We start from the raw sequence: 24,818 nt of genomic DNA on the forward strand, positions 1-24,818 counted from the left end.
TTACATGCCACATCAAGTAACAGTTTCTATCGGTGGAAGGGATTTGATTCTGGAAACCGGACGAATGGCGAAGCAGGCAAACGGTGCCGTATTTGCCAAATATGAGGGTAGTGCGGTTCTTGCAACCGTCTGCTGCGGAAGTAGTCCCATGGAGAGTCTTGATTTTGTACCTCTCCAGGTAGAATATAATGAGAAATATTATGCCGCCGGGAAGATACCCGGTGGCTTTCTAAAACGAGAAGGACGACCGAAGGATAAAGAAATTCTTGTAAGTCGTCTTATCGATCGCCCTATGAGGCCTCTTTTTTCCAAAGACTTCAAGCGGGAACTCCAAATCATCCCGACAACGGTGAGTGCTGATCAGATTAATCCACCCGATATTGTCGCCATGAACGCCGCGAGTGCCGCGGTTTGCGTATCTGATATTCCCTTTGCCGGCCCCGTGGGTGCCGTACGTATTGCCAATGTCGATGACGAGCTGATCATCAACCCAAGCTTCGATCAGATATCCCGATGTACCTTGGAAATTGTGGTAAGTGGTACCAAAGATGGTATTACCATGGTAGAAGGTGGTGCAAAAGAGGTTCCTGAAGAACTCCTGCTGTCGGCCATCGCACTTGCCGAACCGGCCATCAAAAAGCTTTGTGAAGCCCAGGAACAGCTTATGGCTCTGGCCGGCAAAGAGAAACTTCCTCTGGTCGTTGAAGAGAAGAAACTTGAAAGACGACAGGAGATGTGGGATTTTGCTTATCCCAAGATGGAAGCCGCCTGTTTTGTAAAGGGCAAGATGAACCGGGGTGCTGCCGTTAAGACCGTGAAGACGGAAACGGCGGAGGCTTTTGCCGGCGATTTGAATGAAGATAATGAACGCCTTTTCAATGCCCTGATGGAAGAGATGGAAACAAAGGTGGTCCGCAGTTCTATTCTCGATAAGGGAGTACGAACCGACGGACGGGACCTTGAAACCGTTCGCCCCATCACCTGTGAAGTGGGGATTCTTGACAGAGCCCACGGAAGTGCCCTTTTTACCAGAGGAGAGACCCAGTCTCTTGCGGTGACGACCCTGGGAACCGTCTACGACGAGCAGATGATGGACAATATCGATGGTGATAAGACCTACGAAAATTTCATGCTCCATTACAACTTCCCACCCTTTTCGGTTGGAGAAACGGGGCGTCTTACCACAGGTAGACGGGAGATAGGCCATGGGCATTTGGCCCACAGAGCCCTTGAAGCCGTTTTACCCCAGAAAAAGGATTTTCCCTATACCATACGTGTGGTAAGTGAGATCCTCGAATCCAACGGCTCTTCTTCAATGGCCACCGTTTGCGGCGGAACCTTGAGCCTGCTTCATGCCGGAGTTCCCATAAGAAAGCCTGTCGCCGGTATTGCCATGGGCTTGGTTAGTGAAGGGGATCGGGCAGCCGTTCTCACCGACATCCTTGGTGAGGAAGATCACCTCGGTGACATGGATTTTAAGGTTGCCGGAACCGAAGACGGTATAACCGCCTTTCAGATGGATATAAAAATTGCCGGAATATCAAGTGATCTGATGAAGCGTGCTCTCGAGCAGGCCAAAAAGGGCAGAATGCATATCCTCGGTATCATGAATGCGACCCTCAAAGAACCGGTAAGTGATGTCTCCGACTTTGCCCCGAAGATTCTTTCCTTGAAGGTCGATGTCGACAAGATTGGTGCCATTATCGGCCCCGGAGGAAAAACCATAAAAGCCATTGCCGAACAGAGCGGTTCCGAGGTCAATATCGATGATAACGGTACCGTTACAATCTTCGGAAAAACAAAAGAAAAAGCCGAGAAGGCCAGAGAATTTATCAAGGCAATTGTGGAAGAACCCGAAGTAGGAAAGATCTATGAGGGAACGGTCAAGCGTATCATGGATTTTGGTGCTTTCGTTGAAATTCTTCCCGGTAAAGAGGGCTTATGCCACATCTCGAAGCTCTCCAGAAAACGGGTGAATTCGGTAAGCGATGTTTTGGCCGTTGATCAGAAGATTCCGGTGAAGTTGATTGAGATCGATCGACAGGGTCGGCTCAATCTCAGCTACATCGATGCTTTGGAAGCCGAAGAGGCGAAATGATTTCGATATAATAGGGAAAGGCGGTTCGGTCTAATGACGAAGATTATTGTTCACGGAACATTTGATGCACAGCTGATGCCTCAGTATGCTTCGGCCCATGCTTCCGGAGCCGATCTTCATGCCGATATCGCCGAGCCCGTAATCCTGCCGCCGGGGGAGCGCGCAATGATTCCCACCGGTGTCCGGGTTCAGATTCCCGAGGGTTTTGAAGCCCAGGTGCGTCCCCGGTCGGGACTTGCTGCCCGTAACGGACTGACGGTGCTTAACACCCCCGGAACCATTGATTGCGATTACCGGGGAGAGATTAAAATCATCCTCATCAACCTAGGGCATGAATCCTTCTCTGTTGAACCGGGGATGAGGATTGCACAACTGGTGTTTGCTCCCGTTGTACAGGCTGAGTTCATACAAATAGAAGAGTTGGAACAGTCCGATCGTGGGCATGGGGGCTTCGGCTCAACAGGAATATGATCCTCCGGCATACATCCTTACGGTTTCGGATTGCCGATGCATACATACTGAAAGAGTTCTTTTTCTCTTTCTGTATTGCCTTCATTTTTTTCTTTTTTATCTTTTTCGTGAATCAGTTGCTTCTACTTGCAGAGGAAGTTCTATCGAAGAGAGTAGGAGTAACGAAAGTCTTTCTTTTAATCCTCTATTCGCTTCCTGCCATTCTTGCCTTTACCTTTCCCTTTTCCGCTCTGCTCGGCACCGTCATGGCTATAGGACGATTTTCCTCCGATAATGAGATTACCGCTTTTCGGGCCCTTGGCGTTTCCCATCTCAGACTTTTTTTCCCCGTCATGTTGCTCGGCCTTATATTATCCGGAATTTCTTTTTTTTCAAATGATGTTCTTCTTCCGAGGGGGACGGTCCAGTTCGGAAGACTATACCGCGATATTCTCTATTCGAATCCGGCCCTGGAATTGGAGCCTTATGCTGTCAGGCGCTATAAAGATACCGTTCTGGTAACCGGTGCAATCTCAGATAGGGAAATTTCCGATCTTGTGATCCTTGACCATGACGAAGATCAGAACGAAAGAATGCTTTCGGCAAAAAGAGCATATCTCGAGCAGGATGAAAAGGAAAACGGCGTTATCAGCCTCAGACTTGAAGAGGTATTGGGTCATACGGCAAAGAAAGGGGAGGGGGATTTCGACTATTTTACCGCCGATACGATGGAATATAATATTCTCCTATCCTCCTTTACCTATTCCATTAACAACCTGACCCCCAGAGAAATGAGTACGGCTGCTCTGTATGGGGAAATTCAGACGATGGAAGCGAAGAAAAAGGAAGAGCAGAACATAAAACGCTTTGACCGCACTCTGCAGCTGTATAGAATCGAATTCTATAAAAAGCTTGCAATTCCCCTCGGCTGTTTTACCTTTATGTTTTTTGCTTTTCCAGCAGGCCTCTTACCAAAGAGAAGTGGAAGATGGGTCGGCTTTGTGCTGGGCTTATTTGCCGCGGCTTTTTACTGGATGCTTCTGATTGTCGGTCAGACAATCGGTGTCCGCTTTCAAGTATCAGCGGCCCTGGCCATGTGGTTTCCAAATATCTTCATAGCCTTTATCGGATTGTTGATATACCTTTCAAGGAGCCATCGATGAAAAAGCTTGATCTGATGGTTCTACGGGCATTTTTCCATATGTTACTTCTTTCGCTCATCCTCTTTTCCTTTGTTGTTGTTCTGGTGGAACTCTTCTCAAATCTCTGGCGCTACCTGCAGAACGATGCAGTGCTTGCTGAGATACTTTTCACGTCACTTCTCTATTATCCCAAGGCGCTTACCCTTGCCCTACCGCCCTCGATACTCTTTGCAATCGCCTTCACCCTCGGATCATATCAGGCGAATAACGAGTTGCTGGCACTATTTTCATCCGGAATATCACTCCTCCGCTTTGCGGTGCCGATTATCGCCTTGTCTGCTCTTTTATCTGTTGGTAGTTACTTTTTTCAGGAACACCTTGTTATCCCGAAAAGCGCTCAGAAGCAAATACTGACCGACCGCCTTTCCGGACGTTCGTCCGTGGGCAATAACAATAATGTCGTCATTCTTTCCGGTGAGGGAAGATTTCTTTACAAGATAGATTACTATAATGCTAAAAATGAGTCCCTAACCGGAGTCAGCGTACTCATACGCGATTCACAAGGTAACTTCAAGAAGCGAATAGAAAGTGAATGGGCTCAGTATGATGAATCGGGGTTGTGGGTGTTTCATCGGGTAAGACTTTTTGAAGTTTTATCTGATAAGAGAGTTACGGAGCAATTTTTTCTCACCTATCGAAATCCCGAACTTTCGGAATCTCCCTCGAGTTTCCGGAAACAGATTGGATCGGTTAATGAGCTGCAAAGGAAAGAGGCCAAAGTATGGATCGAACGGCTTCGTAAGAGCGGTAGTGAACGCTATCACAAGGAGTTGACGGCATACTACGAACGTTTTTCGTTTTCCCTTACGCCGTTAATTGTTACCCTTCTCTCCATCTCGTTAAGTGGATATTTCAAAAAAAATATTTTGCTTATGAGCCTGCTTTCCAGCGTCATCGTTTCCGTGTTATATTATGTTAGCGAAATGGTCCTGGTACTTTTTGCCCAGTTGGGAATCATCAGACCGATTACCGGGGCATGGACCAGCGCTCTTCTTTTTCTCTGTATCTCACTTTTTCTCCTGAAAAAGGCAAAATCTTAAATAGCGGAGTATTTTTCATGCTCACAATAGACCATAACGATACGCTTACGGCTGCGCGGACGGGAACACTTGCCTTGCCGCACGGAACAATTGAGGTTCCTGCCTTTATGCCCGTCGGAACAAACGGAACGGTAAAAGCGATTAGCCATGCAGCCGTCGACAATATGGGCTACCGCCTGATCCTCGGAAATACCTACCATCTCTATCTCAGACCAGGGAAGGAGGTATTTGAGACATATGGAGGTCTTCACGCCTTCTCCTCCTGGCCCCACAATATCCTCACCGACAGTGGAGGTTTTCAGGTTTTTAGTCTTGCACCCTTTCGAAAAATACGTGATGAGGGAGTTCGTTTTCGAAGTCACATAGACGGATCCTACCACCACCTTACGCCCGAAAGTGTGGTTGAATTTCAAAGGACCCTTGGTAGCGATATCATGATGTGCCTTGACGAATGTACACCACCTGAAATCAGCTACAAAAAGGCCATTGAAGCATGCCGCCGAACAACAGCTTGGGCGAAACGAAGCAAGGCGCGTTGGGATATAGAGCGGGAAGCGGGGTTTGAGGGAAAGCTGTTCGGCATCATTCAAGGTAATTTTTTCAAAGACCTTCGGAAGATCAGCAGCGAAGAAATTATCGAACTTGATTTCCCCGGTATTGCCATTGGCGGTCTTTCAGTAGGAGAACCAAAAGAAACATTCGAAGAGTACCTTGCCTATACCTCACAATTCCTTCCACCGGAAAAACCACGGTATCTCATGGGAATCGGAACCCCCGACTACATTTTTGCCGCAGTGGAAAACGGTATCGACCTTTTCGATTGTGTGTTTGCAACACGTACGGCAAGAAATGGGACAGTGTTTACGAAAGACGGTATGATAAACCTGAAAAAAGCCGGGCATGCATTGGATAAAGGTCCCATCGAGGAGGGGTGTACCTGCCAGGCATGCACCAGGTACTCGCGTGGCTATATGCGCCATCTGTTTAAAGCCGGAGAGCTCTTCGGCCCCATGCTGGCGACCGAACACAACCTCCAGTTCCTCTATGACCTTATGGTCGAGATCAGACACTCAATTCGTGAAGATCGATTTTCCTCTTTCAAGAAGGACTTTCTCGACCGATATTTGAAAAAAGGAAACTAAATCGAATGAAGCAGCCGGAAACAGCAACTGGCAGACGCGATAGCACCTTCTTTACAATGATTGTCATGTTGTGCACTTTTGTATCCAGAATTCTCGGTTTTGTTCGTACTGCCGTCATTACGGCAATTTTCGGTGCAGGCGGCAAGGCTGATGTCATAAACGCAACCTTTGCAGTGCCCAATAACCTGAGGAAGCTTTTGGCCGAGGGGGCCCTCAGCAGTGCCTTTATTCCGGTCCTGAGTGAAACAATCGTCAACGAAGATGCAAAAAGAAGTCGGTCCTCGCTTCTTGTACGAACGCTTATCACGTTTCAGTTGCTTATTCTGATCCCCTTTACCATTCTTGCCATCATTTTTGCCGAGCCATTGGTACGTCACGTGGTGACCCAGTTCAAAGATCCCGCCCAAATCGCGCTTTCTATCGACCTTTTTCGCTATTTCATCGTTTATCTCCTCCTTATCAGCGTAAGCAGTGTGTTAATGGGGCTCTTGAACAGCCACGACCGATTCTTCATTCCGGCATTCACCCCTATCTTTTTTTCCATCTCGGTCATCAGCTCTATTTTGATATTTCATCGGAGCCTGGGGGTGTTCTCTATGGCCGTCGGGGTTTTGGCTGGAGGGGTGGGGCAAATCCTCTTTCAGATCCCTCAGGCCATGCGCTTGGGATATCGGTTTTCACCCTCTTTTCACTTTAGAAGCGATGACTTCGTAAAGATTCTGCATCGCTGGTTGCCGGTACTTGCCACCTCATCAATCTTTACCATCAACCAGCAGATTGCCTATATTTTTGCCTCTGGCTTAACGACTGGAAGCGTTTCCGCACTCTCATACGCCATGGTGTTTTGGCAGCTTCCCTTTGGGATCTTCTCTGCATCGGTGACCACGGTCTTGTTCCCGAAGATGAGCAGACAGGCAGGTAATAACGATCTCTCCGGCCTTCGGGATACCCTTCAATACGGTATCCGCTTTCTTTTTGTATTACTTATTCCCTCGGCCCTGTTCCTCTCTTTTTTCGGCAAGGAGACAATCAGCATGGCCTTGCAACGCGGAAAATTCTATGCCGACGATACCTTTCTGACAGCTTCGGTCTTGACAGGATACTGTTGGGGACTTTTTAGCGTCGGTGCTTTCAATTTCCTTCAGCGTTTTTTCTATTCCATCCGTAATTACCGTCTTCCATTTATCGTAGCCTGTGTGGTCGCCACGGTGGATATCATTCTTTCGCTTATTCTGAAAGAAACTGTTCTCGGCGTTACCGGCCTTGCCGTTGCCAATTCCATATCCTTTACCGTTGGATTTCTCATTCTGATATTCTTTGCCGCCAAAAAATTGAGAGGCTTCGATTCAAAAATGGTTTTCTCCACCATTAAGAAGGTTTTTCTTTCCATGATCCCCTTTCTTCTCTTTGCATATGCCGCCAACACCTATTTGGGAGGGTGGTGGGCCACAGGCTCGAATATAAAGGGGGTCGTCTGTCTCGGTGTGGAATTTTGCATCTCATCGATTCTCATTCTGATGATGTATAAGCTTATGCAGGTCGAAATGGTCGATCGCATTTTTGCACTTTTGCGGATAAGGAAAAAGCGATGATCTTTTTTCAAAGAAAACAGCTCACAATAATGGCATGCTTTTGTTTCTTTATTCTTGTGACATCTTCTTTTGTCCTCCTTTATGCCGAGGAAGGCGATATGAAAAGCGTCTACGAAGAACGAAAAGAGACGATCGCATATGGTATTGATAGTGAAGTTTCTGACGTTATTGATGCCATCATAAAGGAGAAGGATGATCGCTTTGAGAAGGAGCTGCTGGATCTCTATCGATCAAGTCTCAATGAAGCTGTCAAGGCAAAGATCATCTCATACTTTGATGCCCTGGATCTCGACTCCGGACGCGATCTTTTCTTTTCAACTCTCAGCGAAGAATGGGATCAGGATACATCTTTTGATCTCGTATCGGCAGCGATTAGCTATCTGAAAAAGCGCCAGACAAAGGAAATTACCACCTTCTTTGCTGAAACCCTTCTTCCTGACAGAAACGATCGAATATCCACTGCCGCTGTCTCAGCAATCGGGGATTCGGGAGACAGCTCTTTTTCTAAACTACTTGAAGAAGAACTTGACTCTTCCGACCTTTCCGACAGCAAACGCGCCGAACTTATCAGCGCCATAGGAAAGCTTGGTGATGCACATGCGGTTTCCACACTTGTTGATCTTCTCCTTGACGAGGGAGAGGATAAATCGATTCGCTGGCGTGCCGCCTCGGCTTTGGGAGAAATAGGCGGCGATTCCAGTTTCGAAGCATTGATGGAGGTCTTCGGCAGCAGCGATCCTATTCTTCGAAGCAGGGCAACCGCTGCGCTGACAAAATTCGATGGCCAGGAGGCCGAACAGGCACTTATTCAGGCCTTACGTGATTCGTTCTGGCGCGTGAGGGTGGCGGCGGCCAGGGCCCTTGGTGAACGCAAGTCGGAAGATGCGGTGGATATTCTGATCTATAAGGCAAAGAGTGACCCAGATATCAAAAATGTTCGATCCGCTGCCGTTGCCGCCCTGGGGGAAATAGGAAGCGGCAAAGCCTCCGCCGTCCTTGTAGAACTCTACCTCGACAACAAGGTCCCGATGGAAATCAGATCTCAATCGCTGACCGCTCTACTGAAAAGTGACGAAGGGAAAGCCCTCTCTGCTGTGGATTCGATAGTAAAAGAGGTGACAGAAGACGCACGCCAAAAGGCAATTATCACCGAGACCGCCAAGATTCTATCAATGACAAGATCTGATAGCCTAGAAGATATGTACAAAAAAATGCTCGCGCTCACTGATCGACAGGAGATGGTTCTTTCCGCCCTTTCCGGTATCAGAATCAACAAAATAACAAGCCTCGAAGGAGAGGTCGAAAAGCTTACCGGTGAAGAGAATAATGCCCTAATTAGAAAACAGGCTCTCTCGACTCTTGAAGCTCTTCGAAACTAAACAAAACAGCCCCCAAAATTTTCTTTTGCTTTCCCCCTGTTCATTTTGGCAACCCGGGTTCATCGATCATGTGCAACATACGATTGAGAGATTCAAGCGGTGAAATCCAGCGATGGAAGCGGAACTCGATGCTGATCTCATCGTTTACCGCAAAGGTAATTGGCATATCGATACACTCGGATTTCAGCATATCGCCACTACCAAATCCGGGAAACCTATCGGAGGATTCAGGTGTGAAAAAGAACTGTTCCCCTTGTCGGATGAGCGTTCCAATTGACGAGGGAACAGGGTAGAGGAAGATAATAAAAGGAGAAGAGGCGGCACCACCGACCTTCAGGGTTTCCCCCTCTTTCATCCATTTGATGTTTCGACGTCCGATGAGACGGTTCTGATCACGAACCACCATTTCCACTGCAATTTTGCCCTGCGCACGTGCGGAGACGATTTCTTTCATCGTATACAGACCACTATCATGACGGGCAGAAGCAGAAAGGCTTACGGTACCCGTACTACGAAGCTTCGGAGGGATCTTTGTCTCTACCGTAGTTGTTGTTCTATAGAATTCGGGAAGAGGACGTTCCTGCCGCTGATAGGCCTGCAACGAATCGACAGCCTCTTGCATCCCCTCCGTCTGCCGGGATTGCGGCAGGTCAAGGGAAACAGGAGTGTTTCTAAAAGCGGGAAGGGCCGCGGTATGCTTTTCAATTTTCGGGATATTGGGGCTCACTGAGCTCACGCGCTCCCTCTCTTCCGTTTCGCTATGAATTTCCTTGTCGACTCTGCCCTCTTTGTTATCTTCTTTATTGCCCGATGTCCTTCTGATGAAAAGGATCACAGGAACAAGGACGACAATCACGACGAGAAAAAAGAGAATCATGCGAAAAGGAGTTCCCCTTCCAACGATTCCTTCTCCTCGCACGACACGCACCGAAATAGTCGAAGACCTGGGGAAGGCACGTCCGGCATCACCCAGACGAAGTTCTACATCGATAGTTCCATCTCCTTCCGGAACGGAAGAAGGAAGGGAAAGATTTAATTTTACTCGTCGCTTATCACCTGGATTCAGTCCTAAGGAGACGGGCTTTTCGAGAGACCGGGTGCCGTTAATCAACAGGTCGTTGATCTTCACCGCCGCAGGTCCTTCAAGATGATTTCGTATATCCAGGGGAAGGACAAACTCTTCACCTATTTTCCCCAGGGTGCGGGGGAAAACGATTTCGAGCTGTCCCGTTGCCCGGTAGGCAAAACCCTCGTCTTCGGGACTATATGGAACGGCTTCAATCCCGAGCTTATCGCTGATGGTAGGTAAAAGGTTATTTCCCGGCTCCGGTTCCTGTCCCTGATCGGTTCGATCGGTTCCAGAGTCCGAGCCCGTCGCCACCGCTTCCTCCTGCGTCGCTTCAGGACGGATAGATAGACGCTCATCGGAAGAAGTGTTCTCGGGAGATAAAGCGATATTATCATCATCGGAAGCAAGAGCAATATCACCTGATAGGTCCGATTGCATGGAAGCATCGGAAGCTACAATTGGAAATTGAATGATATGGACCTTCCATCCGTTTCGCCGCATGGATGCGGCGATATCTGAAACATCTTCCCCGTTTCTTGAAGAAACGGGATAGGGAGAACCAGGAGGGGGATCATGAATACCATCGGTCAAGATAAAAATTTCTTTCTGGGTCTCAAGAGGAAGATCCGAGGTATAGTCGTATAACTCCTTACATGCGGCAACGAGATCGGTATAATGACCAAGCGGCTGAAGCAGCATCAGCCGGGCTATAACATCCTTGATCTCATCCACCCCTTTTAGCTTTCGGGATATCTCATATTCGGGGCGATCGGAAAAACTCAAAAGATGAAAACTGTCGCCAATCTTCAATTCTTCGGTTAGGATTCGGTGGATCAGGTAGTCACGCGTAGCATCGAAATATGAAAACATGCTTTCCGACGTATCGATGAGAACCACCGCGTCGACAGACTGGGCCGTGAGAGCGCCACTTCCCGAAAAGCTAAACAAAAGAAAGATGGCGACAGGTAACAATACCCGCCGCCTTCCGTCAGACCTTTTTTTCATTCATTTTCCCCCATATGGAACGTTTTGGGTCCTTATGGCATTTCCGCAGCTTCTATTTTCAATACAGAATAATGATAGACTCTTTCATTGATCTCGAACTCAAGATCCTCACCCTCTTTGTGGTTCCACAGCTTACCTCCGAAGGGACTCAGATAACTGATAATATTCTCGTTCGGGTTCGATTCCCATGGACCAAAGAAACTGTATGTCTCTTTCTTCTTTGTATCGAGGTTTTCCAAGGTGACTTTTGTGGCAAACGATATCTTAGAAGTATCGCGATCGGCCGGATCGAAGATAACGGCACGATCTATCTCATCCTTAAGCTTCTGCATCTGGATATTCAGCAGTTCCTGCTTCTCTTTTCCAGCCTTGTATTCGGCATTTTCCTTTAGGTCTCCAAGCTCGATGGCCGCCCCAATCTCTTTTGAGGTTTCTTTCATCTCGACATCATTGATGTGCTGTAATTGCTGTTTCTTCGCCTCAAAGGTCTTCCGGGTGACAATAAGACCCCTGGAAACGACTTCCGTTACCTTTTCTCCGTAAAACTTGAAGGAGGGGAAGCGTTCGAGAATCGTATGCTTCAGTTCAATCTTCACCGAGGGATCAAGCTCTTTCACATCATTGATAAGGGTGAAAAGGCGATTAATGGAATCTTCGTCTGACTTTGCAATATATTCTTCAAGCTTTTTCTCTTTCAAGAGAAAGGTTTGAATTTGGCGGTTCAGTTTTCTGTTTTCCGCCACTTCCCGCTTATTGGATATTTCCCGAAAGGTGATGTCCAAGAGGTGGACCATGCCGATCAATACCTTTTCGTATGAAATATCGTAATCCTCATTCCAGCTTTTCTCGTCGATATTGCGGGCGACCCAAATAAAGGCTTCCCGTTTGTCGCGGTATTGATCAACCAGATTGGAGAAAAGTTCTTTCAGCTTTTCATCGTGACCCCTGCTTTCAAGTTCGTCGGGAATATAGCGCGTAAGATAATGAGGGAAAAGACGCACAAAATAGTCGGGCCAGTTCGAAACGCTCTTTTTCAGACGATCAAGGAAGTCCTTTTTGAGATCGGAGTCGTCGATGGCCTGAAACATTCCTTCGATATCGCCGATTTCCTGAATCAGCTCCTTGAACTTTATGGAGAACCCGGGGTTGAGAAAAGGGTATTCCCGAATCAAACGGCTGATGATCAGATAACTTGCAACGACCTGTTCATTGACCTGATTGTACGCCTTGAGGAAACCTGCGAAATAGCCGAACATCTCTCCGAAATAATCCGATTCGGGATCGGAGTCTTTCAGGAATTCACGCATGATTTTAAGACGGCCAAAAAAGTGCTTTTCAGCTCGAAATCGGTTGAAGGTTTTCTCTTCGAAACTGATGGGCGTATCCCGCACCACAAAATAATCGACCTTATCGGGAAGATTTCCAAAGGAGGGATCGGTTTTCAAGACCTGTCGTGCCTGGGTGGACCAGGTCGACCATTCGCCCTGACTCAGAACACTGTCGACCAGTTCCGCTTTTATCTGTTTCATATTGGCGGCATTATCAAAGCTTTTGATAACCGTCTTCAGGGCCCATGGGATATCCTTCTTGATCTTGTCGTGCAATTTATCCTTGGGCCAGACAACCTTAAGCACCCAGATGTGGTCCTTAGAAAGGCTGCCCAGGGCACTAACCGCCATTTTCAGGCTCATCTCGTGCCCGCGCTTTCGAGCGAAGTCGATCATGACCGAATCGCCCTTGATCTCCCGAATACGTCCGACCCCCCAGGTCCGGTGACAAACGAAATTACCAGCATCAAAGGAGATATGCTTCTCAAAATCGTTGATGGCGTCATGGACGTTTCTCCAATTTTGGTTAAGATTGGAGAGACGAATATACTCATCAAGATGACTATGATCTTTATACTGCTGTTTAAAACACTCGACGATCTCTTTTCTGGCCCAGAGATTCTTGGAATCGTAACCGAGGATTCTCTTTAGAATCGTTATGGACTTATCCCAATCCTCGGCCGCACGGTATTCGGCGTAGAGAGCCTCCAGCAACTGGCCGGCACGCTCCTCGCTAATGGTCTTTGCAACTTTCCGTTCGATATGGAAAAAGAAATCCCCTTCCTGGGGGATATATTCGATCAACTTTTGCCAAATATCCTTAACTTGAGTAAAAAGACGCTTGTTGATGTAACGATGAATTGCCTTTTTATAGAAGTCGACGGCAGCATCAATTTCGCCTTCCTCTTCCTTTTTCTCTGCGAGATGGCGGACGATATCTGCTTCTTCGTAGTCAACCTTTATCAGACGTTCCCAAACGGCATACTTTTTTTCCGTTTCATTTTCATGGTCGTAACATTCCGACAATGTGCGAAGAGCAAATTTGTTTTCACCGAAATCAAGGATACGGTTACACAGATATTCGACAACCGTCCATTTATGGTTGTCCGAGAAGATGCTAATCAACTTAACAAGGTTGGAATCATCAATCTGCTGCCTACTCAGTGCAACAATACCGGCAATATAAAGTGCAATGATACTATTTTTTGTATGGGTCAGATGCTCATCACAAAGCTCTTTTGCCTCATCCTGGGCATCCTCATCTTCAAGAGCATCGATAAGGGCATCAAGCTCCTCAAAATTTCCAATAGAATAATTATTCAGGGTGGCCCTGGTCCATTTTTCCTCATTCAGAAGTTCGCCAATTTTCTGCATCTGCAATTCAGACATAATCTGTTCTTCTCCGATTTATGTGGTAAACTGTTCATACACGGATTCATCAAGAAGCTTGATCTTCCGCAACACTTCCTCGACATTCTCACGGGAATCTTTCGATCCGATATAATGATCGATAAGCCAGAAGTACCGATTCAGCAGTTCCGGTACAAGCAACGCCCTTCGTTGTTCGTCACGCTGCTCCCGAAGTTCTGTCTCGAGGGAATAGATTGCCTGTTTCAGGCGACCATATTCAAGGGGGCGCAACTCCCGCTTTATGTTAAACACCCCATAAAGGACAGCATATACGGGCAGCCACACCTTTAACTCATTACCAGAATAGCCTAGAATGCGGATTCTTTCAATAAGCCGGACGATTAACTCTGATTCGATAAAATTGATGTCCACATCAAGCGGATTTATGAAAAAAGCCTCACGAAAGAAGGCCTTTGCCGCTTTCGTCTCATTCAAGAAAGCATAGCAATCGGCAAGTTCGGCAATGATTTCGGCATCCTCTCTTCGGCTTTGGCGGGCACTTTCGAGGAATTCCGCAGCCCGCTCATAATCTCCGGTTGACTTTAGGCAGCGTCCCATGCGAAACAGTACATCGGGATCGGGAACAGCCGAATTTCGTAAGGCCTTCTGGTAAGATGCAAGAGCGGAGGAAAAAAGCCAGAGCCGGCAGGCATAAGTTCCTCCTTCAAAACGATAGTCACAGCTTCGAAGATAATTCAGAAAGTTCACCCATTCACGAAACAGATATTCCCCCCGTTCCATGACATCGGTAATTGTTTCAAGGCGTGCGGCTCGGGGACCCCAAAATTTTACATATTTCAATGCAGAGATTACATCGGCGTGCTCGAAATCGATCTCAAGGCAGGCTTCAAGCTGTTGCTCGGCTTCCTCAAAACGGCCGCTTTTCATCTGTTCGAGTATTTCCGTCATTCGTCGTCCAAGAATTTCCTGTTGTTGCTGTTTCGTGGAAAGGCTCCCCATAACCGGTCCGTATATCCGTTTATTATAACACGATCAAGGGTTTAGTCAATGAAGTGGAACCATGAAACAGGATGTTGCATTTTGTTGCGGTATGCCTTTCCCCATGGTACAATAATGAAAATGATACAAAAATATTAAAGAGGAGGAAAGGCTATGGAGGTGTCTTCATATGTGCGACCTCGGTCCCTTGATGAAGCCTATACGCTTCTTACCCAAAAAAATGCTTTTGTCATAGGCGGAGGCGCATGGTCCAGGATGAGTTTACGACGCGTTGAAACAGCCATCGATCTCTCGTTACTTAACCTCAGGTTTATTAAAGAAACGGATACGTATATCGAGATCGGCGCAATGACAACGGCACGGGAACTTGAGACATCATCAGAACTGGAAAAGACCTTCGGTTCTCTTTTTAAGGATACGGTCGCCCACATTGTCGGTGTGCAGATGCGGAATATCGTCACGATCGGGGGGACCGTAGCCGGTAAATATGGGTTTTCCGATCTGAATACCACCCTCCTGGCCTTGAACGCACGTATCCTTCCCTACAACGGGGAGGCTGTCGACTTTGAACAGTTCCTCCTCGAACCACATAAAGAAGCGTTTTTGATTGAGAAGATAGTGATCGACACAGTCGACACAAAAGGCGCATTTCAGTCGATACGCAACACGCAGGGGGATTTTTCCATTCTGAATGTTGCGGCTGCCAAGGCGGGAGGAAGCTGGCGTATTGCTGTCGGGGCCAGGCCAGGAGCAGCCAGACTTGCAAAAAATGGGGCAAAGCTGCTTGAAAACCGCGATAAGATAAGCCTGGAGCTGGCGGAAGAGGCCGCCCGGAAAGCGGCACTGGAACTTAGCTTCGGAAAGGATCTTCGGGCAGATGCTGCGTACCGACAAAGCGTCTGCCTCCCCCTTGTCAGGCGCGCCGTTATGGAGGTTGCCAAATGACCATCACCCTAACTGTAAACGGACAGGAAAAGGTCCACATGATCACCCCGGGCGCCATGCTCGTCGATGTACTTCGCTCCGCAGGGTACACCGAAGTCAAAAAGGGCTGTGATACCGGAAGCTGCGGCGTATGTACCGTCCTCCTCGATGGTCTGCCCATCCTTTCATGCTCCTATTTGGCAGCAAAGGCCGATGGCCACGAGATTACCACCATTCGTGGTTTGGAAAAAGAAGCCGCAGAGTTTTCTGAATTTCTGGTCGGCGAAGGAGCCGATCAGTGTGGCTTTTGCTCACCGGGGCTTGCACTTACGGTCATGGCCATGAAAAAGGAACTAAAAGCCCCCAGTGATGAAGAGATCAAACACTACCTGGCCGGTAACCTCTGCAGGTGCAGCGGTTACGAAGGTCAGCTGCGCGCTATCAAAAAATATCTGGAGGCCTGCCGTGGATAAGCACTTCAATGAAGTTGGAAAAGCACGCCCCAAAATAGACGGAAAGGGCTTGGTCACAGGGCGTCCCGCCTATACCGACGACTTGGCATGCGGGGATGCCTTGGTGGTAAAGATTATCCGCAGTCCCCATGCCCATGCGCGTATTGTCTCGGTGGATATGAGTGATGCTCAAAAGGTTTCAGGATTTGTTTTGGCGCTGAGCTCTAAGGATGTCAAACGCATTCCGTTTACCCGTGCCGGCCAGGGCCATCCCGAGCCGAGTCCCCATGACAAATTTATTTTGGATGAATATGTCCGTTATGTGGGGGATGAAGTGGCAATAGTCGCGGCAATCGACGAAGAGAGTGCTGCCGAAGCCGCACGCTTGGTAAAGGTCGAATATGAGGTCCTCGATGCAGTTCTGGATTTTGAAGAAGCAATGGATAATCCTACCGTCATTCATCCCGAACCGGAGATCCACGACATGTTTCCCATAGGCTTCGAACCAAAACGCAATATTGCCGCCGCCTATGCAATGGAGATTGGTGATGTGGAGAAGGTGCTCGAAGCAAGCGAGGTACGTATAAAGGCTTCCTACCATACTCAGGCCCAGGCCCATGTGGCCCTTGAACCCCATACTGCATACACATACCTCGACCTCCACGGAAGGCTGAATGTGATCACATCCACACAGAACCCCTTTCATACGCGACGACTTTTGGGCCAAGCCCTGGATATGCCTCTGCGTAATATCCGTATCCAAAAGCCGCGGATAGGTGGGGGCTTTGGTGCAAAGCAACACCTGCATGTCGAACCCTATGCCGCTTTGGTGACCCTTAAAACGGGAAAACCGGCAAAGGTGGTGCTAAGCCGCAAAGAGGTGTTTGAGGCCACCTTTTCCCGCCATCAGATGCGAATAGATGTAGGCATAGGTGCTACTCGAGATGGGCATATAAGGGCCATCGACATGCATGTTCTTTCCAACACCGGGGCCTACGGCGAACACGCACTGACCGTTTTCATGGTCGGAGGGTCCAAAACACTTCCGCTTTATAATAAGGTTGAGGCTGTACGTTTCGGTGGACAGATCGTCTATACCAACAAGGTTCCGGCAGGGGCCTATCGTGGATACGGAGCCATTCAAGGCAACTTTGCCCTGGAATCTGCCATCGATGAACTGGCTGCAAAGCTTGGTATGGACCCCGTCGAGCTGCGAAAAAAGAATATGATCGCCGAAGGTCAAACCAGTGAGGTTTTCAAGATCATGGGCGAAGGCGGTGAAGGGGTTGAGATGATCGTCGAAAGCTGCAAGCTTGATTACTGCGTCAAGCGAGGCTGTCGGCTTATCGACTGGCTTCCTTCACGACTTGCCTACGAGGTGGCTCCGGGTAGGATACGGGCAAAGGGAATGGCTATCGCCATGCAGGGATCCGGTATTCCTCTGATCGATATGGGTTCCGCCAATCTCGAACTCCAGGACGATGGTTTTTTCAAGCTGCACATGGGGGCCACCGATCTGGGGACCGGCAGTGATACGATTTTAGCCCAGATTGCCGCCGAAGAGCTTGGAGTGGACAGTGACGATATCATCGTCTACGCATCAGACACCGATCATACTCCTTATGATGTTGGCGCCTATGCATCGAGTACCACCTATGTTTCCGGCAATGCGGTTATCAGGGCTGCACAAAACATGAAAAAAGAGCTGTGCGCAGCTGCGGCGGCGAAATTTTCCGTAGATACCGACCAGGTGGAATTCGACGGAAAGGAGCTGAGAACAAAAGACGGCTCCAGGACAATCACGCTCAAAGAGCTCAGCTTCGATGTACTGTATCATGATGGGCTCAACATGAAGACCATAAACGCCTCAGGTTCCTTTTCAGGAGAAAAATCCCCGCCCCCTTATATGGCGGGCTTTGTTGAGGTGGAGATCGATGTGGAAACCGGGAAGGTTGATGTTCTGGATTACGTTGCCGTGGTTGACTGTGGTACACCCATCAACCCGCAGTTGGCCAGAATTCAGGTTGAAGGGGGGCTCTTGCAGGGAATCGGCATGGCTCTATACGAAGATGTCCAGTACACAGAGAATGGGCATCTGCGTACCAATAACCTGATGCACTACAAAATCCCTTCCCGGGAAGATGTGAAGAAGCTGACCGTCGAGTTTGCCGAAAGTTACGAACCCAGCGGCCCCTTCGGCGCAAAATCGGTGGGGGAGATTGGAATCGACACCCCGCTTGCCGCAATAGCCAATGCCATTTATAACGCAACAGGTGCGAGAATTCGGGAACTTCCCCTTACTCCGCCTAAGGTTCTTGCTGCAATCAGGGAAGCTGCACAAAGCTGAACATCTGTCCAAAGGAAGTAATAAACCCTCTCTTTTCTGCCTGTTCTCCCTTCCGGGGAACGGGCAGATTGCCTTTTGAGATCGAATCTGGTAAAACCTAGGGTATGAACAATCAACCTTTAGTCGCACCATCGGTCCTTTCCGCCGATTTCGGCGATATTTCAGCTGCCATCGACCGAATTGAGGTATCACAGGCCGATATGGTCCATCTCGATGTGATGGACGGACACTTTGTCCCCAATATTACCTTTGGCCCTAAAATGGTGGCCGATATACGCAAAAGGACGAAACTGCCATTGGATGTTCACCTCATGATCGATAATCCCGAATCCCACGTCGATGCCTTTATCGACGCAGGGGCGGACTATATCACCTTTCACCTTGAAGCCGTTACCCATGCACATCGCCTTATCCAAAGGATCAGGGATGCAAAGGTGAAAGCCGGCATATCCCTTGTCCCTTCCACTCCGGCCTCTGCCATGAGCGAGCTGGTTGAAGATCTTGATCTGGTTCTGGTCATGACCGTAAACCCGGGCTTTGGAGGGCAGAAGCTCATTCCCGGTTGCCTCAGGAAGGTCACACAGATAAAAACCATGTTCGAGGGGGCCTCGCCGATTCTTCTTTCCGTGGACGGAGGCATCAACCGGGATACGGTGAGGGCCGCAGTATCGGCCGGAGCCAATCTCCTGGTAAGCGGAAGTGCCTTTTTTACAGCTAAAGATCCTGCAGAAGAGGTTCGATTTCTCAAAGCCGCTCTTTCTTCGTAAAGAAGCGGCCGTACAGGCCGATATATAGGAACGGGAGAGTAGATGATGTCAGAAAGCAAACGAATAGTGCCGTTCCTGCTCCTGTTGTTTATCGCCGGTTCGCTTCCTCTTTTTGCACAGGAAGCTGGAGCAGGACGCATGAAAAGTGCCCTGGAGGCCTTCGGTTCGGGAGCCTATCAGGATGCGCTTCTTGGTTTCCGCGAAGTTATTCTCGACAATGATGCGCAAAAGCTTCATGGGGCTGCCTATTATTGGTTGGCCCGTTCCGAAATGGCTCTGAAGAATTACGATGATGCGGCCCGGGATCTTGAGTATTTTCTCGAGAATTTCCCAAAAAGTAGTTTTTACCGGGAGGGTAGCTACTGGAAGGGCAGACTTCTGTTTCTGCAAAATGATTTCGATAATGCAATACGTGCCCTTTACGATTTTATCGAAGCCTACCCGGACCATGAATTTGTTGCAAACGCCTACTACTGGATCGGCGAATCGCTTTTTGCCCTCGGTCATTTGGAAAAGGCCCAGCGAATTTTCAATCTGATCATCACCGATTACCCCGCCAGCTTCAAGGTCGAAGCATCGAGATACCGGCTTTCGCTGATAGAGATGAAAGAGCGGGAAGAAGAGCTGATGCGGCTTTTGAAGATGAGTCATGAAGAGTATCTTTCAGCCCTTGAGGAGTTTCAGCGGCGGGAGAAGATGTACGACCAGGCCATTTCCGGATACCAACGAAAGCTCACGGCCCTTACTGCCAACGACAAAGAGGCTCTGGTGCAGGAGCTTTCTTCCGATCTCGATGCAAAAGAGCAGGAAATTGCCGATCTTAAACGCCAAATTAGCCAGCTTAGTCAAAGGATCAATGAAGGAGTCGGATCTATGTCATCTCCTGTCCCTGAAACGGCCGATTCGAGGGAAGAGCTCCTATCATTAAAAATGAAGGCATTGACCCTGAAAGAGCTCTATATTGAGTGGCTCCTCGACCAGGAGGAGGGAAAATGAAGATCATGAGGAATCGAAGGCTTTTGATGGCAATATCCATCATACTTTTTTTCTTTACATCCTTGTCTTTGCTTTCGGCTCTTGAGTTGAAAGATGGACGAATAAAGCTCGTTCTCAACGAAAACAACGGAAAGTTCGCTGCTTACTATGAAAAGACGGCTGCCTCCGGCGATTATATCCCCTTCTTTTTTGCCCGGGATCCCAGGACCACGGGTTTCGGTTTTCTTGTCGGAAACAGAATTTACTCCATGGGCGAATCTTCAGGGTTTTCGCTAAGTGTGGGGAAGGAGGCGGGCGGCGGCTATTTCTTGTGGAAGTCCAACGCCTTTACGGTAAAAGAAGCCTTTCGCTTTGTCGAATCGGAAAACTCACCCTTAAGCGATGGTTTCGCAATAACCATTAGCATAACCAACATTACCGACAGGCCGCAGACAATAGGAGTACATTATCTTTTCGATACCTATCTGGGAGAGGAAAACTCGCGCCACTTTGTCACCGACGGGGGGCTGGCTATACAGAATGAAACCGAATATACGGCGATGCAGCCCGGCTACTGGGTTTCTCCCTCCGAAATATCCGGCTTTGGTGGATTGCAGGGAATGGTGCAGGGACGAGGTTTGTCGGTTCCGGATAGGATAGTTTTTGCAAACTGGAAACGGCTTCAGGAGAATACTTGGAATTTTTCGGTTCAGTCCTCAAGGAACTTCAATATGTTACCCTATTCGGTAAACGACTCGGCCGTATGCTACTATTATCTTCCGAAAAAAGTGGCTCCCGGTGAAAAGCGAGACATCACCCTTGCCTTCGGTCTCTACAGCGGTAGCCGGTTCTCGGCTTCCGCAGGGGAGAAATCATCGGATATTGAAGAGCTGTACAATAAAACGGTGGATATGGGAGGAATTGCGCCCGATGATACCAGAGGCCAGGTGACCGAGGATCTGGCGACGGTGGACGACCTCATCGATAAAATAGATGAATTGCTTACATACCCAGAGAGTGTAAACGAAGAGGATATTGAAGTCTTACATCAAATTTTCTCGACCCTCGACCAGCGCAAAGCGACCTACGAACGAAGGTAGTTATTTGGTATCATGGCAACGAAACCTTTCTCGAAAGCGGCGAAATTTTTCAGGCAGCGACATTACGAACAAGTAATCAGACTGCTTGAGCCGCAAGTCTTCCGTTTTCGAGAAAGTTTCAATTTTTACTATCTTTTAGGTTTCTCCTGCCTTCATATGGGCGACTTCGGGAGTGCTTACACCTATCTGAAACGCGGTCACGATATTAAACCTACCGACATCGAAACCCTTCTTGGTCTTGCCTCGGTCCATTTAAAACGGCAGGAGACGGCGAAAGCAATTGAGCTGTGGCTCGAGGTCCTTGATTCTGATCGAAAAAATCAGTATGCCCTTCGGGGACTGCGATTACTGAAAAAAAACAGTGATCCTGAGTTTATCATCGATTATACGGAATCCGGTAAGCTCGAACGCCTCATTCCTCAGCCGGCGAGAGCCATTCCGATATTCCGTATCCTTCTTCCCATCCTGCTTGCCGGAGGTATTATCGTACTGTTACTCTTTGCTCCATTCTCTCCCCTACGTATCACAAATCACGTAAGTGAGACATACCTGCCGGCCCTGGATATCGACGATATCCCCAAGTTGATAGAAGTCGAAAAGAGTAATCATCCCTTCTCCTTCAGCGAAATGGAGATCCAGGAAATATTCGAGTCCATGGGGCGTTATTTTCGTGCCGGTAGGGATAACATGGTACGACGCGAAATTAATCGAATCCTTCTCTCCAATGCATCAGAGCCGGTTCGCGAAAAGGCCCGCTTTCTCATCGCCTCGCTGAAGGCACCTAGCTTCTCCAATTTCAAAGACAACTTTGCATATCGAGAAGTGATAAAGGAACCGGCCCTTTACGCAGGATGCCATGTGGCCTGGAAGGGTGCTGTCAGTAATCTTCAGATCGGAGAACATGCCATCAGATTCGATCTTCTCGTCGGTTACGAAACCGGCCGTGTTCTTGAAGGGCAGGTCCCGGTAACGCTTCCTTTTTCTGTCCGTATCGACCCCGAACTACCTATTGAGGTTCTTGGAAGTGTTGTACTCACCGGAAATCAAGACATTCCTTTTTCTCTCACGGCCCTTTCCGTACATCAGTTTCTCAAGGAGCAGCAATGAGAGCAGTAGTACAACGGGTAAAACGATGTACCGTCACCGTAGAGGGGCAGACCGTGGGTAACATAGGCCATGGTCTTTTGGTCTATCTGGGCGTCGAGCATGAAGACGGGGAAAAAGACCTTTCCTATCTTGAAGAAAAAATCAGCGGTCTGCGTATATTTCAGGACGAGGCAGGAAAAATGAACCTTTCTGTGGTTGATGTCGCAGGTTCCATCCTCGTAGTTTCTCAGTTTACCCTTTGCGCGGATACCAGAAAAGGAAAGCGTCCAAGCTATAACTTTGCAGCCGATCCCGAAATTGCGAGAAACCTCTACCGTGAAATGGCGGAGCGCTTTTCCCGCCGAGGTATCCACACAGAGACGGGAAAATTCGGCGCTTCCATGGATGTTGATTATATCAATCAAGGTCCGGTCACAATCCTTCTCGACTCACGAAAGCGTTTCTGATAGGATAAATCAGACGGGCGCTATTGTGCGTATACAGTCGAAGGGGGAGAAGTATGGCAAAGAAAACAATGACGGCTTCAGCTTCTTACGAAAATCGGGAAGAGAAGGAGAAGGCGCTGGAAGCAGCCCGTCTGCAGATTGAAAAGCAATTTGGGAAGGGTTCTCTCATGAAGCTCGGAGGTAAGAATCATCAGGGTAATATTGAAACGATTCCCTCCGGATCGATTCTCCTTGATGCCGCCCTGGGGGTCGGAGGCTATCCCAAGGGACGTGTCGTCGAAATATACGGCCCGGAATCGTCGGGAAAAACAACGCTGGCTCTTCATGCCATTGCAGAATGCCAGAAGCAGGGAGGCATTGCCGCTTTCATTGATGCCGAACATGCCCTCGACCCTGTCTACGCCCGAAACCTCGGCGTCAATATCGATGAGATGTGGGTCAGCCAGCCGGATACCGGTGAGCAAGCCCTGGAGATTGCCGAAAGCCTTGTCAGGTCCGGAGCCGTGGATATCATCGTCGTGGACTCTGTGGCCGCCCTTACTCCCCAAGCGGAAATCGAGGGCGATATGGGTGATTCCCACATGGGATTGCAGGCTCGTCTTATGAGTCAGGCCCTCCGTAAGCTTACGGGCATTATCTCCAAGAGCGGAGCTTGTCTTATCTTCATTAACCAGATCCGAATGAAGATCGGGGTAATGTTCGGAAACCCTGAGACGACCACCGGAGGTAAGGCTCTCAAATTCTACTCCTCTGTTAGAATTGAGGTACGGAGAATCGAGACCATCTCCAAGGGGGCTGATGAGGCGATCGGTAACCGAGTACGAATAAAAATTGCAAAAAACAAGGTTGCTCCTCCCTTCAAAAAGGCCGAACTTGAAATTATCTTTGGCAAGGGAATCTCGGCCAGCGCAAGTTTGCTTGATGCGGCATTGAAATTCGAAGTCATTCAGAAAAGCGGTTCCTGGTACTCCTACGGTGAAGAAAGAATCGGTCAGGGACGGGAAAATGCAAAACTCTTCCTTGAGTCGAATGCCGATGTGGCAGAGGAAATCGATAAAAAGGTTCGTGTACTCCTTTTCCCCGAACCTACGCCGGAAACCAAGCAGGAGGAAGTGCCCAAGGAGGAAGATAAATCCGTCGACAAATCCGCCGAACGAAAATTACCGAAATCCAAGAAGAGCGAGCCGGCCGAAGAGACGGAGCTTTTTTAAATGGCGGAATTGACCGAAACCGATGCCGTCGTATCGAGTTCGGAAAGCAAGCAGCGATTCAAGCTTGGTGAGTTCGAAGGTCCTCTCGATCTGTTGCTTTTTCTGATCCGAAAAAACGAAGTCAATATCTACGATATCCCAATTGCCGAAATAACCGATCAGTACATCAGTTATTTGGAATATGCTACAAGTATCGATCTTGATGATCTGACTGAATTTTATCTTCTTGCCTCAACCTTGCTCTACATCAAAAGTCAGATGCTGCTTCCGGTAGAAGTCGATTTTGGTGAGGAGTACGAAGATCCCAGACAGGAACTTGTCGAACGGCTTATCGAGTATCAAAAATTTAAAGAAATCAGTAAGTTAATGGAAGAAAAAGAGCGCGCATCCGAATGGACCATCGAACGAAAAAAGAAACAGCGCACGCTTCCGTTTTCCGAAGAAGACGACATCTGGGAGCAGATTGAGGTTTGGGACCTATTGAAAAGTTTTTCCACTATGATCGGGACCCTTTCCCACGAGCGAATCATCGATCTCTATGAAGAGGTCACCATAAACGAAAAAATCAGCCTGATTCATGAATTACTGGAGGGAAAGGATCATTTTTTGTTTACCGATCTGATAAAAAAGGAAACTTCGACGATGGAGGTCGTGTGTGCCTTTCTTGCAATCCTGGAAAGCGTTAAAATCAAATTGATTTCCATCTTTCAGAACCGTCTTTTCGGTGATATACAGATTAGAAAACGTGTGCCCTTGCCGGGAGAACATTTTGAGGCCTATGATTTTTCAGACGAGGATACACAGGAATAAGAGG

20 protein-coding genes are annotated in these 24,818 nt (G+C 48.3%); 17 read left to right on the plus strand and 3 right to left on the minus strand.

Annotated features, from left to right (window positions below; translation table 11 throughout):
- Positions 1-4: 4 nt before the first annotated feature.
- The 7 genes from pnp (at position 5) to F459_RS0115435 (ending at position 8,903) form a co-directional block, all read left to right on the plus strand.
- Positions 5-2,098: a polyribonucleotide nucleotidyltransferase gene (pnp, locus tag F459_RS0115405; RefSeq protein ID WP_020613615.1), complete on the plus strand. Its 2,094-nt coding sequence runs from the start codon at positions 5-7 to the stop codon at positions 2,096-2,098.
- Positions 2,099-2,131: 33 nt separating this feature from the next.
- Positions 2,132-2,569: a dUTP diphosphatase gene (dut, locus tag F459_RS0115410; RefSeq protein ID WP_020613616.1), complete on the plus strand. Its 438-nt coding sequence runs from the start codon at positions 2,132-2,134 to the stop codon at positions 2,567-2,569.
- A complete protein-coding gene (locus tag F459_RS0115415; protein ID WP_020613617.1) occupies positions 2,566-3,711 on the plus strand; it encodes an LptF/LptG family permease in 1,146 nt (381 codons plus the stop codon). Before dut ends, F459_RS0115415 begins: the two co-directional genes overlap by 4 nt.
- Positions 3,708-4,790, plus strand: coding sequence for an LptF/LptG family permease (locus tag F459_RS0115420; RefSeq protein WP_020613618.1), 1,083 nt, complete (start codon positions 3,708-3,710; stop codon positions 4,788-4,790). Before F459_RS0115415 ends, F459_RS0115420 begins: the two co-directional genes overlap by 4 nt.
- 17 nt (positions 4,791-4,807) lie before the next feature.
- Positions 4,808-5,932 carry a tRNA guanosine(34) transglycosylase Tgt gene (gene tgt, locus F459_RS0115425; protein WP_020613619.1) on the plus strand — a complete coding sequence of 375 codons (1,125 nt, stop codon included), beginning with the start codon at positions 4,808-4,810 and terminating at the stop codon, positions 5,930-5,932.
- 5 nt (positions 5,933-5,937) lie between these two features.
- Positions 5,938-7,524 carry a murein biosynthesis integral membrane protein MurJ gene (gene murJ / locus F459_RS0115430; RefSeq protein ID WP_020613620.1) on the plus strand — a complete coding sequence of 529 codons (1,587 nt, stop codon included), beginning with the start codon at positions 5,938-5,940 and terminating at the stop codon, positions 7,522-7,524.
- Positions 7,525-7,622: 98 nt separating this feature from the next.
- A complete protein-coding gene (locus F459_RS0115435) occupies positions 7,623-8,903 on the plus strand; it encodes a HEAT repeat domain-containing protein (RefSeq protein WP_245540195.1) in 1,281 nt (426 codons plus the stop codon).
- A 40-nt stretch (positions 8,904-8,943) separates the two neighbouring features.
- On the opposite strand, the gene F459_RS0115440 is transcribed toward F459_RS0115435, so the two are convergent.
- Genes F459_RS0115440 through F459_RS0115450 form a run of 3 tightly spaced genes read right to left on the minus strand, consistent with a single transcriptional unit; the run spans position 8,944 to position 14,675 of the window.
- Complete coding sequence (locus F459_RS0115440) at positions 8,944-10,977, minus strand: vWA domain-containing protein (RefSeq protein WP_020613622.1); 2,034 nt, start codon at positions 10,975-10,977, stop codon at positions 8,944-8,946.
- Positions 10,978-11,009: 32 nt separating this feature from the next.
- Complete coding sequence (greA, locus tag F459_RS0115445) at positions 11,010-13,694, minus strand: transcription elongation factor GreA (RefSeq protein ID WP_020613623.1); 2,685 nt, start codon at positions 13,692-13,694, stop codon at positions 11,010-11,012.
- A gap of 18 nt (positions 13,695-13,712) precedes the next feature.
- Entirely contained in the window at positions 13,713-14,675 is a 963-nt protein-coding gene (locus F459_RS0115450) for a tetratricopeptide repeat protein (protein WP_020613624.1), read from the minus strand.
- Between the two features lie 153 nt (positions 14,676-14,828).
- On the opposite strand from F459_RS0115450, the gene F459_RS0115455 reads away from it, so the two are divergent.
- The 10 genes from F459_RS0115455 to F459_RS0115500 all read left to right on the plus strand — a co-directional run bounded on the left by F459_RS0115455 (position 14,829) and on the right by F459_RS0115500 (position 24,814).
- Positions 14,829-15,620 (plus strand): FAD binding domain-containing protein, encoded by a 792-nt coding sequence (locus F459_RS0115455; protein ID WP_020613625.1) that lies wholly within the window; start codon positions 14,829-14,831, stop codon positions 15,618-15,620.
- Positions 15,617-16,072, plus strand: coding sequence for a (2Fe-2S)-binding protein (locus tag F459_RS0115460; protein WP_020613626.1), 456 nt, complete (start codon positions 15,617-15,619; stop codon positions 16,070-16,072). Before F459_RS0115455 ends, F459_RS0115460 begins: the two co-directional genes overlap by 4 nt.
- Positions 16,065-18,398, plus strand: coding sequence for a xanthine dehydrogenase family protein molybdopterin-binding subunit (locus tag F459_RS0115465; protein WP_020613627.1), 2,334 nt, complete (start codon positions 16,065-16,067; stop codon positions 18,396-18,398). The genes F459_RS0115460 and F459_RS0115465 overlap by 8 nt, the downstream gene beginning before the upstream one ends.
- A 104-nt stretch (positions 18,399-18,502) precedes the next feature.
- A complete protein-coding gene (rpe, locus tag F459_RS0115470) occupies positions 18,503-19,165 on the plus strand; it encodes a ribulose-phosphate 3-epimerase (protein ID WP_020613628.1) in 663 nt (220 codons plus the stop codon).
- 42 nt (positions 19,166-19,207) lie between these two features.
- Positions 19,208-20,161 (plus strand): tetratricopeptide repeat protein, encoded by a 954-nt coding sequence (locus F459_RS0115475; RefSeq protein ID WP_245540196.1) that lies wholly within the window; start codon positions 19,208-19,210, stop codon positions 20,159-20,161.
- Entirely contained in the window at positions 20,158-21,240 is a 1,083-nt protein-coding gene (locus F459_RS0115480) for a hypothetical protein (protein WP_020613630.1), read from the plus strand. The genes F459_RS0115475 and F459_RS0115480 overlap by 4 nt, the downstream gene beginning before the upstream one ends.
- Positions 21,241-21,252: 12 nt before the next feature.
- A complete protein-coding gene (locus tag F459_RS0115485; protein ID WP_020613631.1) occupies positions 21,253-22,347 on the plus strand; it encodes a tetratricopeptide repeat protein in 1,095 nt (364 codons plus the stop codon).
- Positions 22,344-22,793 (plus strand): D-aminoacyl-tRNA deacylase, encoded by a 450-nt coding sequence (gene dtd, locus F459_RS0115490; protein ID WP_020613632.1) that lies wholly within the window; start codon positions 22,344-22,346, stop codon positions 22,791-22,793. The genes F459_RS0115485 and dtd overlap by 4 nt, the downstream gene beginning before the upstream one ends.
- Positions 22,794-22,846: 53 nt before the next feature.
- On the plus strand, positions 22,847-24,004 hold the full coding sequence (gene recA / locus F459_RS22455; RefSeq protein WP_020613633.1) for a recombinase RecA: 1,158 nt from the start codon (positions 22,847-22,849) through the stop codon (positions 24,002-24,004).
- Complete coding sequence (locus F459_RS0115500) at positions 24,005-24,814, plus strand: segregation and condensation protein A (RefSeq protein WP_020613634.1); 810 nt, start codon at positions 24,005-24,007, stop codon at positions 24,812-24,814. It abuts the gene before it with no gap.
- The last annotated feature ends 4 nt before the right edge of the window (positions 24,815-24,818 follow it).

This window comes from Sediminispirochaeta bajacaliforniensis DSM 16054 (assembly GCF_000378205.1).
Taxonomy (GTDB): Bacteria; Spirochaetota; Spirochaetia; order DSM-16054; family Sediminispirochaetaceae; genus Sediminispirochaeta; species Sediminispirochaeta bajacaliforniensis.